Origin of the sequence: Arenimonas metalli CF5-1 (genome assembly GCF_000747155.1) — a bacterium.
GTDB classification, from domain to species: domain Bacteria; phylum Pseudomonadota; class Gammaproteobacteria; order Xanthomonadales; family Xanthomonadaceae; genus Arenimonas; species Arenimonas metalli.
This window is the reverse complement of sequence record NZ_AVCK01000055.1, coordinates 185337-197738: the sequence shown is the minus strand read 5'-3', so window position 1 is coordinate 197738 and position 12402 is coordinate 185337. Positions and strand designations below refer to the sequence as shown.

Sequence of the window (12402 nt, the reverse complement as noted above, 5' to 3'; positions counted from 1 at the left end):
CGAAGCCCAAGCCTGAGCTAAGCGCTTTTGACTTGTCCGTGTTCATCTGTGTTCATCAGTGGCAAAAAAACTATCGCCAGTTGGCGTGGGACGTCCAGAAGGCGACGCTGCGGCGGTAGGCGGTGCGGTCGAGGGGAACGCCGGAGCCGCCCTCTTCCACGCCCAGGGCGTTGCGCATCATGGTGATGGGCACCATCGGGATTTCGTCGGGGTCCATCGTGTACAGGCAGCCGACGATGCCCCAGTCGGCGTCCACCGGCGTGTCCTCCTTCGCCATCTGCTCGCGGCTGTAGAGGATGGGCACCAGGTAGTTGGCCACCGGCGGCTCCAGGCCTTCGAACCAGCGCACAAGCACCGGCAGCTCCTCGCGCGTGCGGGCTTCGTAGGCGCTGCGCAGCTGGTGGCGGTTCTCGCCGGTGATCGGGATCACCGAGCATTTCGTCGAGGTCCAGTTGCGGTGCACGTGCAGCCGGCAGAAGGGCGCGTAGCCGGGAATCACCCGTTCCGGCGCCTCGGCGTTGAGCCGCTCGACGAACTGGGCGGGCGTGATGTCCTGGATGGCCGTGCGGCGACCGTCGGCCGGGAACAGGCGGGCGCGGGCGAAGTCGGTAAGAGCGATGTTCATGCCGGAATTCTGGCATCCGGCGGGAACAAAGGGACAGCAAATGAACCAGGGTCATTTAGCTGGCCGGTTGCCGGCGTTAGCCAAGGCCGTGGCCGGCTAAATGAACCTGGTTCATTTGCTGTCCATTTGTTGTTCCTTTCATCCGGATGGAGCGATATAGTTCAGGCATCCGACCGAGGTGCCCGATGCCCCAGCTCAGCTTCGAGTTCTACCCGCCCAAGACCGAGGAGCAGCGCCAGCAGCTCGACCGCACCGTCGGCCGGCTGAAGAAGTACGCGCCGCGCTTTGGCTCGGTGACCTTCGGTGCCGGCGGCTCCACGCTGTCCTACACCGGCGAGACGGTGCGGCGGCTGCGCGAGCACCACGGCCTCAACGGCGTGCCGCACCTGAGCTGCGTCGGCGGCACCCGCGACGAGATCCGCCAGCTGCTGGGCGAGTACAAGGTCCTGGGCTGCGACCGCATCGTCGCGCTGCGCGGCGACCTGCCCTCGGGCATGGCCCGGCCCGGCGACCTGCACTACGCCTCGGATCTGGTGCGCTTCATCCGCAACGAGTGCGGCGACCACTTCCACATCGAAGTGGGCTGCTACCCGGAAACCCACCCGCAGGCCGAGGACGCCCTGGCCGACCTGCGCCGCTTCAAGGAAAAGGTCGACGCCGGCGCGGACTCCGCCATCACCCAGTATTTCTTCAACGCCGACGCCTACTTCCGCTTCGTCGACGACGTGCGCAAGGCCGGCCTCGACATCCCGGTGATCCCGGGCATCATGCCGATCTCCAATTTCACCCAGCTGCGGCGCTTCTCGGAAGCCTGCGGCGCCGAAATCCCGCGCTGGATCGGCAAGCGCATGCAGGCCTACGGCGACGACGCCGAGGCCATCCGCGAGTTCGCGTCCGACGTGGTGGCGGCGATGTGCCGGCGCCTGATCGAAGGCGGCGCGCCCGAGCTGCATTTCTACACCCTGAACCTCGCCAAGCCGACCGAAGCCGTGATCTCACGCCTGGGCTGAGCTTCGCGCTAGGCTCCGGGCATGCGCCTGCTGCTGCCCGCCTTGATGGCCCTCCTCGCCCTGCCCGCGCCCGCCGCGGCCCAGGGCGTGAAGCGCTGCACCGACGCGCAGGGCAACACCGTCTTCACCGACCGCCCCTGCGCCAGCGTGGATGCCGTGCCCAAGGGCGCGCCTGCGCCGGCCCCGGGCTCGTATTCGCCCGGCTTCGCGCCCCGCGGCTGCGCCCGCACCGCCGACGCCCTGCTGCTCGGCGTGCGCACCTCGCTCGAGGCCCGCGACGTGAACCGACTCGCGAGTTACTACCACTGGGCCGGCACCGGGACCCGCGGCGCCCGGCAAGTGATGGATGAACTCGAGGCCATCGCCCATCGGCCGCTGGTCGCGGTGTCCCTGGCCTATCCGGCCGAGGCAGTCCTCGCCGACCCCCTGCTCGCTTTCGGCCCGGGGTCAGGTTCGGAACCTGACCCCGCATCCGGCTTGCCGAACCCGGCGCCGGAAAGGTCCCGGGGAGCGGGGCCAGTTTCCCAAACAGACACCGCCAGTATGGCCACGGGAAGTGAACCTGACCCCGTTCCGGCGCCCGCGCCGGGGCCGCGCCCCGTGGGGCTGGACGTCGAGCAGATGGCGGGCGCGGCCGACGCCGGCAGCCGCAGTACCCGCTTCCGCCTGCAGCGCCACGTCGGCTGCTGGTGGCTGGAGCTCTGACGCGGGCGTCCGGCCGAACGGATAAACTGCGCGCTTCCCCGCAGGAGTCCGCCATGGCGATGCAGTACCCCGAACACATCTGGCACAACGGCCGCATCAAGCCCTGGGCCGAGGCCACCGTGCACGTCATGGCGCACGGCCTGCACTACGGTTCGTCGGTGTTCGAGGGCATCCGCAGCTACGCCACGCCCAAGGGCCAGGCGATCTTCCGCCTCACCGACCACCTCAAGCGCCTGTACGCCTCGGCCAAGATCTACGACATGCCGATGCCCTACGACGTGCCCACCCTGGCCCAGGCCTGCCGCGACGTCATCACCGCGAACAAACTCGAGCGCGCCTACCTGCGTCCGATCGCCTACCGCGGCCTCGGCGGCTTCGGCCTCTCGGCCGACACGCCCACCGACCTCGCCATCGCCGCCTGGCACATGGGCCCGTACCTGGGTCCCGACGTGCTGGAAGCCGGCATCGACGCCTGCGTCTCGAGCTGGCAGCGCTTCGCACCCAACACCATCCCCGCGGGCGCGAAGGCCGGTGGCAACTACCTCAGCGGCCAGCTGGTGGCGCGCGAGGCGCGGCGCCTCGGCTTCGGCGAGGGCATCGCGCTCGCCTCCACCGGCCTGCTCAGCGAAGGCGCCGGCGAGAACCTGTTCCTGGTGATGGACGGCGCCCTGCACACCACGCCGGTCAGCGCGGCGCTGCTCAACGGCATCACCCGCAACACCATCATCACCCTGGCCAAGGCCCGCGGCATCGAAGTGGTCGAGCGCGACATCCCGCGCGAATACCTCTACCTGTGCGACGAGCTCTTCATGTGCGGCACCGCGGCCGAGATCACCCCGATCCGCTCGGTGGACGGCCGCCAGGTCGGCACCGGCAAGCCGGGCGACCTCACGCGGCGCATCCAGGACCTCTACTTCGGCCTCTTCGACGGCCGCACCGCCGACGACCACGGCTGGCTCGAGTACGTGTAGCAAAGGTTGGCCACGGATTTACACGGATAAACCACGGACGCTCACGGATGGTGAAAACGCCTTCAAGGGTTGGTTTGTCGCAGGATTGATCGACTCCGCGACAACCCACTCAAAATGATTTCGCTCTACCCGTGAGCGTCCGTGGTTTATCCGTGTAAATCCGTGGCAAAAACCACTACGGACTAGCGGTGAATCGCAGCACCGCCACGGCGCCGTGTTCGGGGCGGGGGGCGATGGAGACCTGCCAGTCGTAGAGTTCGCAGAGGCGGCGGACGATGGAGAGGCCGATGCCGCCGCCGACCGTGCCGCCGGCGCCGGAGCCGCGGTAGCCGCGTTCGAACAGGCGCGCCGCGTCTTCCTCGCTCAGGCCCGGGCCGGTGTCCTCGATGCGGACCTGGTCGGCCTCGACGATGATGCGCACCTCGCCCTCGTTGGTGTACTTGCAGGCATTGCCGATCAGGTTGCCAAGCGCCACCGACAGCACCGCCTCGGGCGCGTCCACCGCCGCCCAGGGATCGCCTTCCACCACCACGTCCACCGGCTTGCCGCCCAACTGGGTGCGGCTGGCGTCGGCCAACTGCTCGCACAGCTTCAGCAGCAAGGTGTGGCCGATGCCGCGCTCGTTGCGCGAGAGCAGCAGCAGCGCCGTGGTCAGGTCGGTGCTCTGGATTGCCGCGCGCTCGATGCGCTGCAGGCGCTGGCGGGTCTTGTCGGGCAGGTCGGGCTTGGCCAGCAGCAGCTCGGTGGCGCCCCGGATCACCGCCAGCGGCGTGCGCAGCTCGTGGCTGACGTCGGAGTTGAACTCGCGGTCGCGCCGCACCAGCGAGGTCATCTGCTCGGCGTAATCGTCCAGCACCGCCGCCAGCTGGCCGACCTCGTCGTCGGCGAAGTGCGGGGCCAGCTTCTCGGGCCGCTCGCTGCCGGCCAGGGCGCGCACGCGCCGGGCCAGCTCGGTCAGCGGGCTGATCACGCGCTTGGACGACCAGAAGCCGATCACCAGCGACAGCAGCGAAAACACGAACACCACGCCCACCAGCGCGTACGACAGCTGCTTCTGGCTGGCGCGCTCCTGGGCGATGTCGTAGCTGAGGAAGAACCAGTACTCCTCGTCCTTCTTCACCGCCAGCTTGTAGATGCGCGGGCGGCCGTTTTCGTCGCGGTCGGTGATCTCATGCACGCCCTCGGGCAGGTCGCGCCAATTGAAGGGCACGTTGCCGAAGCGGCGCTTGCTGTAGGTGATGCCCCAGATCTTCTCGAACCGGAAGTTGGTGCTTTCCGGGTTCACGTAGAACGCGTCGGCGTAGTCGGTGACGTTCTCGAACAGCGCCTCGCCGATCAGCTGGTCCTCCAGCCGCTCGCGCAGCAGCACCGTGGCCGCGGCGAACAGGCCCGTCAGCCCGAGGCCGAACAGGAAGAAGGACAGGATGATCCGGCTGCGAAGCCTACGCCGGTAGCGCATGCGCTCAGCTCGCCTCGGGGTCGGCGATCCGGTAGCCGATGCCGTGGCGGGTCTGCACCAGCGCCTTGTCGAAGGGTTTGTCCACCGCGGCGCGCAGGCCGTGGATGTGGACGCGCAGCGAATCGCTGTCCGGCAGCTCCTCGCCCCAGACCCGGGTCTCGAGCTCCTGGCGCGTCACCACCGAGGGCGAGGCCTCCATCAGCGACTGCAGGATCTTCAGCGCCGTCGGGTTGAGCTGCAGCAGCTTGCCGCCACGGCGCACCTCCAGCGTGTCGAGGTTGTATTCCAGGTCGGCCACCTGCAGCACGCGCGGCTGCGCGGCCTTGCCGCGGCGGGCCAGCACGGCCAGGCGCGCCTCCACTTCCTGCAGGGCGAAGGGCTTGACCAGGTAGTCGTCGGCGCCGGACTCGAAGCCCTCGAGCTTGTTGTCCAGCGAGTCGCGCGCGGTGAGCATCAGCACCGGCGTCTGCTTGCGGCCTTCCTGGCGCAGCTTGCGGCAGACCTCCAGGCCATCCATGCCGGGCAGGTTGAGGTCGAGCACGATCGCGTCGAAGTCGTTCACCACCGCCAGGTGCAGGCCGGTGACGCCATCGGCGGCGTAGTCGACCGTGTGGCCGCGGTCCTCGAGGTAGTCCCCCAGGTTCGCGGCGATGTCTCGGTTGTCCTCGACGACCAGGATTCGCATGCGGTCACTTCTTCCAGGGCAGGCGGCCCCGTGCTTGGCGCAGGATAAAAGAAAAAGGCCCGGGGACGCTCGAAGGCGCCAGCCCGGGCCGAAAGGTTGCTACTGCCCCGATTGCCGTAATCCTTGGATGGTGCGTCTGACGAGGAGTTCCCAGCAGGTTTACCGGCCCCGCAAGGCTAGGCCGGGAGGCATTAAAGAGTCGTTAAATCTGGCTCAGGCTTTGGTTAATTTCCGGGCCCGGGCCGGCGCCTTCCGGGGCGCCTTCGGCCGGGGCCGGACTCCGGCGGCCACGAAGTCGACGATGGCGCCCGCCACGTCCACCCCGGTGGCGCCTTCAATGCCCTCCAGACCGGGGCTGGAGTTCACTTCCAACACCAATGGACCCCGTTTTGAGCGCAGAAGATCCACGCCTGCAACGCCCAGCCCCATCACCCGGGCCGCGCGCAGGGCGGTGGCGATCTCATCCTCGTTGAGCCTGACCGGGCTGGCCTTGCCGCCCCGGTGCAGGTTGGACCGGAACTCGCCGTCCCCGGCCTGGCGGCGCATGGCCGCGACCACCTGGTCGCCGACCACGAAGCAGCGCAGGTCGGCGCCCTTGGCCTCGGCGATGAACTCCTGCACCAGGAAGTTGGCGTACAGGCCGCGGAAGGCCTCGACCACGCTGCGCGAGGCGGCCGCGTTCTCGGCCAGGATCACGCCGGCGCCTTGGGTGCCCTCGTTGAGCTTGATCACGTGCGGCGGCTTGCCGAGCATGCCCAGCAGGTCGGTGGTGTCGTCGGGGTTGTCGCCGAACACCGTGAGCGGCAGACCCAGGCCCTCGCCGGCCAGCATCTGGTGGCAGCGCAGCTTGTCGCGGGCGCGCAGGATGGCGTCGGAGCCGTTGGGCGTGTGGGTGCCCATCAGCTCGAACTGGCGCAGCACGGCGCTGCCGTAACGCGTCACCGAGGCACCGATGCGCGGGATCACCGCGTCGATGCCGTTGAGCGGCTTGCCCTTGTAGCGCATCAGGAACTGGCCCGGCGCGATCTGCATGTAGCAGCGCAGCGGGTCGAGCACGCGCACCACGTGGCCGCGCTGGCGGCCGGCCTCGACCAGGCGCTGGGTCGAGTAGAGCTTTGCGTTGCGGGAGAGGATGGCGAGTTTCACGGCGGGGGCTGGCCTTCGGGCCGGTCGCCCTGCAGGAAGGAGCTGGCCGGGTCGACCAGGAATCGCCCGGCCAGCGCGGTGCGGCCAAGCAGCATGGGGAAGAGCATGTTCCGGCGATGTGTCAGGTTCACTTCCGCCTCCCATTCCTGCCCCGCCAGGCACAGCCGGGTGAGGATGAAGGGCCGCTCGGTGACGTGGCCGCCGGAGTCGGTGACGCGGCGCCGGTCGATCACCCGCGCCTCGGCCGGCTGCGGCCCCTGGCCGTGCACGCCGGTGTCGAGCACGAAGCGCACGTACTCGGCGCCGTCGCGACGGAAGCTTTCCTGGTCGAGCACGTGCAGGGCGGAGGAGCGGGCGCCGGTGTCGACCTTGGCGCGCACCGCGACGATGCCCAGGTCAGGCAGGGACAGCCACTCACGCCAGCCCAGGGGGACGGGGTGCGGCATGTGTCCTCCAGGATGGCGCAGGGCCGGGGCAGCGGGATGGAGCGGGTGAAGGGAATCGAACCCTCGTCAGTTGCTTGGGAAGCAACAGCTCTACCATTGAGCTACACCCGCGTCTGGCGGCGATTATGGCGAGCGCCGCGGGCGCCCGCAACGCGATAAAATCCGGGCCATGCAAATCCAGCTCAATGGCCAGCCCCGCGAGATCGAAGCGGGCACCACCCTCGCCGCCCTGCTCGACGCCGCCGGTTACGCCGGCCGCAAGGTCGCGGTCGAGGTCAACCTCGACGTCGTGCCGCGCAGCCAGCACGCCAGCCACCTGCTGGCCAACGGCGACCGGGTGGAAATCATCCACGCGATAGGCGGCGGCTAGTCCTGGCCCTGTAGGAGGGACTTCAGTCCCGAAGCTTTTCGACGAAGGGCTTCGGGACTGAAGTCCCTCCTACAGGGGTCTCCCACGGTGAATGCGGGATTAAGAAAGGGTTAACGCGGACCCGCAATCGGGCCATAATCCGGGCATGAATCGCCCCGAATCCCCCTCGCCCGCCGATCCGCTGGTGATCGCCGGCAAGACCTACCGCTCGCGCCTGCTCACGGGCACCGGCAAGTTCGCCGATTTCGAGCAGACCCGCCTGGCCACCGAGGCCGCCGGCGCCGAGATCGTCACCGTCGCCATCCGCCGCAGCAACCTCGGCCAGGATCCCAACGCGCCGAACCTGCTCGACGTGCTGCCGCCCGATCGCTACACCCTGCTGCCCAACACCGCCGGCTGCTACACCGCCGAGGACGCGGTGCGCACCTGCCGCCTGGCGCGCGAGCTGCTCGACGGCCACCGCCTGGTCAAGCTCGAGGTGCTGGGCGATGCGCGCACGCTCTACCCGGACGTGGTGCAGACGCTCAAGGCCGCCGAAACCCTGGTCGCCGAAGGCTTCGAGGTGATGGTCTACACCTCCGACGACCCGATCATCGCCAAGCGCCTCGAGGAAATCGGCTGCGTGGCGGTGATGCCGCTGGCCGCGCCGATCGGCTCGGGCCTGGGCGTGCAGAACCGCTGGTCCATCCTCGAGATCGTCGAGAACGCCAAAGTGCCCGTGCTGGTGGACGCCGGCGTCGGCACCGCCTCGGATGCCGCGATCGCGATGGAGCTGGGCTGCGACGGCGTGCTGATGAACACCGCCATCGCCGGCGCCCGCGATCCGATCCTGATGGCCAGCGCGATGCGCAAGGCCGTGGAAGCCGGCCGCGAGGCCTTCCTGGCCGGCCGCATCCCGAAGAAGCGCAACGCCAACGCCTCCTCGCCGCTCGACGGCCACTTCCTCTGAGGCCGGCGGCGGGATGAGCGACAGCCCCGACCAAGCCGAAGCCGCCAGCCGGCACCGCCCGATCCGCAGCTTCGTGCTGCGGCAGGGCCGCCAGACCGAGGCGCAGAAGCGCGCCTTCGACCTGCACTGGCCGGCACTGGGCCTGCACTACCGCGGCGAGCCGCGCGACTTCGACGCCGTGTTCGGCCGCCACGCGCCGCGCGTGGTCGAGATCGGCTTCGGCAACGGCGAGCAGCTGCTGTTCGCCGCCGCCCGCGAAACCGGGCGCGACTTCATCGGCATCGAGGTGCACGGCCCCGGCGTCGGCCGCCTGCTCAATGCCGCCGCGGCCGAGGGCCTGCGCAACCTGCGCGTGTACCAGCACGACGCGGTCGAAGTGCTGCAGCATGAAGTCGCCCCCGCCTCGCTCGACGAGGTGCGCATCTATTTCCCCGACCCGTGGCACAAGAAGCGGCACCACAAGCGGCGGCTGGTGCAGCCGGAGTTCGTGGCGCTGCTCTGCGACCGGCTCAAGCCCGGCGGCCTGCTGCACCTGGCCACCGACTGGGAGAACTACGCCGAACACCTGTGGGACGTGCTCGACGCCGAGCCGCGCCTGCGCAATCGCGCCGGCCCGCGCGGCACCGCGCCGCGGCCCGACTGGCGGCGGCAAACGCACTTCGAGACCCGCGGCCTGAAGCTGGGCCACGGCGTCTGGGACCTGCTGTACGACCGGACCTAGGGGCGACCGCACGCGCATGGAGACCGGCCTCACCCTCACCCGCGACATGATGCTCGTGCTGGGGCTGGTTGGCTTCACGATCACCATGTTCATGATCGAGCGCATCCGCGCCGACGCGACCGCGCTGGTGGTGCTGGTGGTGCTGGGCCTGACCGGGCTGGTGCCGGCCAACCAGCTGTTCAACGGCTTCTCGGGCAACGCGGTGATCAGCGTGATCGCCACCATGATCCTTGGCGCCGGCCTGGACCGGACCGGCGCGCTGAACCGGCTGGCGGTGTGGCTGCTGCGCGTCTCCAAGGGCATGGAGGAGCGGCTGATCTTCCTCACCTCGACCATGGCCGGCGTGATCTCGGGCTTCATGCAGAACCCGTCGGTGATGGCGCTGTTCCTGCCGGTGGTCTCGCGCGTGTCGGGTCGTTCCGGCATCAGCCTGTCCCGCCTGCTGCTGCCGGTCGCCGCCGCGATCGTGATGGGCGGCGGCCTCACCATGATCGGCAGCTCGCCGCTGATGCTGCTCAACGACCTGCTGGTGGCCGCCAACCGCAACCTGCCCTCCGGCGCCGCCACGCTCGAGCCGCTGCCGATGTTCGGGCCGCTGCCGATCGGCGTGGCGCTGCTGCTGGTGGGCCTGGCCTATTTCCGCTGGCGCGGGCCGCGCATGCTGGGCAAGGGCGAGGACAAGAGCGTCGCGCCCAGCCGCACGCAAAGCTATTTCGCCAGCGCCTACGGCATCGAGGGCGACGTGTTCGAACTCAGCGTCACCGCCGAGAGCCCGCTGGTCGGCATGTCGGTCGGCGAGGCCGAGGCGCAGCGCGACGCGCCGCTGCTGCTGGCCCTGCTCAGCGGCAACGAGTCGCGGCTGGCGCCGCCGGCCGACCAGATGATCTGGGTCGGCAGCGTGCTGGGCGTGATGGGTCCGCGCGAAGCGATCCAGGACTACGCGCAGAAGAACCTGCTGCGCATGTCGGCGCGCCTGCGCAACTTCGCCGACCTGTTCAACCCCAGCCGCTCCGGCATCTCCGAGGCGGTGATCCCGCCCACGTCCTCCTTCCTCGGCAAGACCCAGGCCCAGCTGCAGCTGCGCAAGCGCTTCGGCATCAGCCTGCTGGCGATCAACCGCGAGAACCAGGTCTGGCGCGAGGACATCCGGCGCATGCCGCTCAAGGCGGGCGACATGCTGGTCTTCCACAGCATCTGGACCGACCTGGCGCAGGCCAGCGAGAGCCGCGACTTCGTGGTCGTCACCGACTACCCCAAGGGCGAGCAGCGGCCGCAGAAATTCTGGTGGGCGCTGGGCGTGTTCGCCGGCGCGATGACGCTGGCGCTGACCACCCTGGTGCCGGTGCCGATCGCGCTGATGACCGGCGCCGCCGCGATGATGCTGGCCGGCGTGCTGAACATGGACGAGGCCTATTCGGCGGTGAGCTGGAAGACCGTGTTCCTGATGGCCTGCCTGATCCCGCTGGGCTGGGCGATGGATTCCACCGGCGCCGCGAGCTGGGTGGCCCAGGTGATCCTCGACCGCATCGGGCCGGACGTGCCGGTGTGGGTGCTGGAGGCCGCGGTCGGCCTGCTGGCCACCGCCTTCACCCTGGTGATCGGGAATGTCGGCGCCACCGTGGTGATGGTGCCGATGGCGATCAACATCGCGCTGGCGGTCGGCGGCAACCCGGTGGCGTTCGCGCTGGTGGTGGCGCTGTCGGCCTCGAACAATTTCCTGAGCGTGTCCAACCCGGTGCTGGCGATGGTGACCGGCCCGGCCGGCTATCGCCCGCGCGATTTGTGGCGCATCGGCGCGCCGCTGACGCTGGTCTACCTGGGCGTCGTGCTGCTCGTCATCAACCTGATGTTCTAGGCGGCGTCCACGGTCACCGCGACGGCGACCAGCGACGCACCCTTGCACGGACCAGCGACGCACTGCCCGTGCTCCATCTCGAAGCTGGCGCCGTGCGCGGCGCACACCAGGCGGCCCTGGTCCACGAGGAAGCGACCCGGCGCCCAGTCCAGGCGGCGGCCGGCGTGCGGGCAGATGTTGAGCCAGGCCTTGAGCTGGTCGCCGTGGCGGCGCAGCACCAGCGACTGCGGCTCGCCGTCGATCTCGACCTCGGTTTCCGACAGCCCCTCGGGCGGCAGCACGGGCAGCCGGATTAACGAACCGCTTACACTTTTCACATCCGCCCTCGCCATACTCCGTCTCCCAGCATTCTGCCACGCCCCCCATGCTCTTCCGCGCCCAACGATTCTTCAGCTACTGCCCCAGCAAGCCCCGCAGCCCGCTGCTCAAGCTGCTGGTGGGCGTGCTTGGCCTCGCGCTGCTGCTGGTGCTGGTCGCCGTCGGGCTGGTGGTGGGGCTGGGCATGCTGCTGTTCGCGGCGGTGCGCCGCCTGATGCGCCCCACGGCCGCCAAGGCCCGCGCCGAGGCCGGTGTCATCGAAGGCGAGTTCGTCGAAGTCCGCAAGGCCGGCACCCCGCTCGGCCTGCGCTGAGCCCATCGGAACCCGGACCGTCTTCCCGGTCCGCACACCCGTCGCGACGTTAAACTTGGCCGGTCCTTCCGGAGCCGCGCCATGACCGCCACCGTGATCCCCGTTCCCGCCCCGACCACCCTGCCCGTGCGCGGCAGCGAGGCCGTGTTCCCCGTGCGCCGCATCTACTGCGTGGGCCGCAACTTCGCCGACCACGCCAGGGAAATGGGCGCGACGGTGGACCGCGGCAACCCGGTGTTCTTCATGAAACCCGGCGATGCCGTCGTCGCCGGCGGCGGCCGCGTGCCCTACCCGCCCGGCACCCGCGACCTGCACCACGAAGTGGAGCTGGTGGTGGCGCTGGGCCGCGATGCCAACGGCGTCACCTCCGTCGACGACGCGCCCGCGCTGGTATTCGGCTACGGCGTCGGCCTCGACCTCACGCGCCGCGACCTGCAGGCCAACGCAAAGGCCAAGGGCCTGCCCTGGGACACTGCCAAGGGCTTCGACCACTCCGCGCCGGCCAGCGAGCTGGTGCCGGTGGCCGCCGCCGGCGATGTCTTCGCGCGCACCCTGTCGCTTCGCGTCAACGGCGAGCTGCGGCAGCAGGCGCCGCTCGACACCATGGTCTTCACGGTGGCCGAAGTGCTGCACGAACTTTCCAAGCTCTACGCGCTCAAGGCCGGCGACCTGGTCTTCATGGGCACGCCGGCGGGCGTGGCCGCGCTGGTGCCGGGCGACCGCTTCCGCGCCGAGGTCGAAGGCTTGCTGGTGCTCGAGGGCGATATCGCCTGAGCGGCGCGTCCGGTGTAGATTACGGGGGCGGCAACGCCATCCATCGAACGGGGAG

15 protein-coding genes and 1 tRNA gene are annotated in these 12402 nt (G+C 69.5%); 9 read left to right on the top strand and 7 right to left on the bottom strand.

Features of this window, described 5'->3' with window-relative positions; genetic code table 11:
- Window positions 1-70: 70 nt before the first annotated feature.
- Window positions 71-625 (bottom strand): DUF3228 family protein, encoded by a 555-nt coding sequence (locus tag N787_RS12580; RefSeq protein ID WP_034214706.1) that lies wholly within the window; start codon window positions 623-625, stop codon window positions 71-73.
- A gap of 185 nt (window positions 626-810) precedes the next feature.
- On the opposite strand from N787_RS12580, the gene metF reads away from it, so the two are divergent.
- Genes metF through N787_RS12565 form a run of 3 tightly spaced genes read left to right on the top strand, consistent with a single transcriptional unit; the run spans window position 811 to window position 3311 of the window.
- Entirely contained in the window at window positions 811-1635 is an 825-nt protein-coding gene (metF, locus tag N787_RS12575) for a methylenetetrahydrofolate reductase [NAD(P)H] (protein ID WP_034214703.1), read from the top strand.
- Between the two features lie 21 nt (window positions 1636-1656).
- Window positions 1657-2340 carry a DUF4124 domain-containing protein gene (locus N787_RS12570; protein WP_034214701.1) on the top strand — a complete coding sequence of 228 codons (684 nt, stop codon included), beginning with the start codon at window positions 1657-1659 and terminating at the stop codon, window positions 2338-2340.
- A 53-nt stretch (window positions 2341-2393) separates the two neighbouring features.
- Window positions 2394-3311 (top strand): branched-chain amino acid transaminase, encoded by a 918-nt coding sequence (locus N787_RS12565; protein WP_034214699.1) that lies wholly within the window; start codon window positions 2394-2396, stop codon window positions 3309-3311.
- Between the two features lie 175 nt (window positions 3312-3486).
- Here the strand turns inward: N787_RS12565 and N787_RS12560 are convergent, their stop codons facing one another.
- The 5 genes from N787_RS12560 to N787_RS12540 all read right to left on the bottom strand — a co-directional run bounded on the left by N787_RS12560 (window position 3487) and on the right by N787_RS12540 (window position 7158).
- Window positions 3487-4770 (bottom strand): sensor histidine kinase, encoded by a 1284-nt coding sequence (locus N787_RS12560; RefSeq protein WP_034214697.1) that lies wholly within the window; start codon window positions 4768-4770, stop codon window positions 3487-3489.
- Window positions 4771-4774: 4 nt separating this feature from the next.
- On the bottom strand, window positions 4775-5455 hold the full coding sequence (locus N787_RS12555; protein WP_034214694.1) for a response regulator transcription factor: 681 nt from the start codon (window positions 5453-5455) through the stop codon (window positions 4775-4777).
- 213 nt (window positions 5456-5668) lie between these two features.
- Window positions 5669-6601 (bottom strand): 30S ribosomal protein S6--L-glutamate ligase, encoded by a 933-nt coding sequence (gene rimK, locus N787_RS12550; RefSeq protein ID WP_034214692.1) that lies wholly within the window; start codon window positions 6599-6601, stop codon window positions 5669-5671.
- Window positions 6598-7047, bottom strand: a complete 450-nt coding sequence (locus tag N787_RS12545; protein ID WP_034214690.1) for an ATP-dependent zinc protease family protein — start codon at window positions 7045-7047, stop codon at window positions 6598-6600. The genes rimK and N787_RS12545 overlap by 4 nt, the downstream gene beginning before the upstream one ends.
- Window positions 7048-7084: 37 nt before the next feature.
- Window positions 7085-7158, bottom strand: a tRNA-Gly gene (locus N787_RS12540).
- 58 nt (window positions 7159-7216) lie between these two features.
- On the opposite strand from N787_RS12540, the gene thiS reads away from it, so the two are divergent.
- From thiS to N787_RS12520, 4 genes are all read left to right on the top strand, one after another.
- Window positions 7217-7417, top strand: a complete 201-nt coding sequence (gene thiS / locus N787_RS12535) for a sulfur carrier protein ThiS (RefSeq protein WP_034214688.1) — start codon at window positions 7217-7219, stop codon at window positions 7415-7417.
- A gap of 145 nt (window positions 7418-7562) precedes the next feature.
- Window positions 7563-8366 (top strand): thiazole synthase, encoded by an 804-nt coding sequence (locus tag N787_RS12530; protein ID WP_034214685.1) that lies wholly within the window; start codon window positions 7563-7565, stop codon window positions 8364-8366.
- 13 nt (window positions 8367-8379) lie between these two features.
- Window positions 8380-9087, top strand: a complete 708-nt coding sequence (gene trmB, locus N787_RS12525; protein ID WP_034214682.1) for a tRNA (guanosine(46)-N7)-methyltransferase TrmB — start codon at window positions 8380-8382, stop codon at window positions 9085-9087.
- Window positions 9088-9103: 16 nt separating this feature from the next.
- Window positions 9104-10942 carry an SLC13 family permease gene (locus tag N787_RS12520; RefSeq protein WP_034214680.1) on the top strand — a complete coding sequence of 613 codons (1839 nt, stop codon included), beginning with the start codon at window positions 9104-9106 and terminating at the stop codon, window positions 10940-10942.
- Here the strand turns inward: N787_RS12520 and N787_RS12515 are convergent.
- Window positions 10939-11274, bottom strand: a complete 336-nt coding sequence (locus N787_RS12515) for a Rieske (2Fe-2S) protein (protein WP_034214677.1) — start codon at window positions 11272-11274, stop codon at window positions 10939-10941. The genes N787_RS12520 and N787_RS12515 overlap by 4 nt on opposite strands.
- 32 nt (window positions 11275-11306) lie before the next feature.
- Between N787_RS12515 and N787_RS12510 the strand changes: the two genes are divergently transcribed.
- On the top strand, window positions 11307-11573 hold the full coding sequence (locus tag N787_RS12510; RefSeq protein ID WP_034214675.1) for a hypothetical protein: 267 nt from the start codon (window positions 11307-11309) through the stop codon (window positions 11571-11573).
- Between the two features lie 81 nt (window positions 11574-11654).
- Window positions 11655-12347 carry a fumarylacetoacetate hydrolase family protein gene (locus N787_RS12505; RefSeq protein WP_034214673.1) on the top strand — a complete coding sequence of 231 codons (693 nt, stop codon included), beginning with the start codon at window positions 11655-11657 and terminating at the stop codon, window positions 12345-12347.
- Window positions 12348-12402 lie beyond the last annotated feature (55 nt).

What these genes read in the sequence shown, in the direction of transcription:
- trmB (WP_034214682.1), top strand. Translation starts at nt 8,380, where the DNA reads ATGAGCGACAGCCCCGACCAAGCCGAAGCCGCCAGCCGGCACCGCCCG.
- metF (WP_034214703.1), top strand. Translation starts at nt 811, where the DNA reads ATGCCCCAGCTCAGCTTCGAGTTCTACCCGCCCAAGACCGAGGAGCAG.
- N787_RS12565 (WP_034214699.1), top strand. Translation starts at nt 2,394, where the DNA reads ATGGCGATGCAGTACCCCGAACACATCTGGCACAACGGCCGCATCAAG.
- N787_RS12510 (WP_034214675.1), top strand. Translation starts at nt 11,307, where the DNA reads ATGCTCTTCCGCGCCCAACGATTCTTCAGCTACTGCCCCAGCAAGCCC.
- N787_RS12545 (WP_034214690.1), bottom strand. Translation starts at nt 7,047, where the DNA reads ATGCCGCACCCCGTCCCCCTGGGCTGGCGTGAGTGGCTGTCCCTGCCT.
- N787_RS12580 (WP_034214706.1), bottom strand. Translation starts at nt 625, where the DNA reads ATGAACATCGCTCTTACCGACTTCGCCCGCGCCCGCCTGTTCCCGGCC.
- thiS (WP_034214688.1), top strand. Translation starts at nt 7,217, where the DNA reads ATGCAAATCCAGCTCAATGGCCAGCCCCGCGAGATCGAAGCGGGCACC.
- N787_RS12555 (WP_034214694.1), bottom strand. Translation starts at nt 5,455, where the DNA reads ATGCGAATCCTGGTCGTCGAGGACAACCGAGACATCGCCGCGAACCTG.
- N787_RS12530 (WP_034214685.1), top strand. Translation starts at nt 7,563, where the DNA reads ATGAATCGCCCCGAATCCCCCTCGCCCGCCGATCCGCTGGTGATCGCC.
- N787_RS12515 (WP_034214677.1), bottom strand. Translation starts at nt 11,274, where the DNA reads ATGGCGAGGGCGGATGTGAAAAGTGTAAGCGGTTCGTTAATCCGGCTG.
- N787_RS12505 (WP_034214673.1), top strand. Translation starts at nt 11,655, where the DNA reads ATGACCGCCACCGTGATCCCCGTTCCCGCCCCGACCACCCTGCCCGTG.
- N787_RS12570 (WP_034214701.1), top strand. Translation starts at nt 1,657, where the DNA reads ATGCGCCTGCTGCTGCCCGCCTTGATGGCCCTCCTCGCCCTGCCCGCG.
- N787_RS12560 (WP_034214697.1), bottom strand. Translation starts at nt 4,770, where the DNA reads ATGCGCTACCGGCGTAGGCTTCGCAGCCGGATCATCCTGTCCTTCTTC.
- N787_RS12520 (WP_034214680.1), top strand. Translation starts at nt 9,104, where the DNA reads ATGGAGACCGGCCTCACCCTCACCCGCGACATGATGCTCGTGCTGGGG.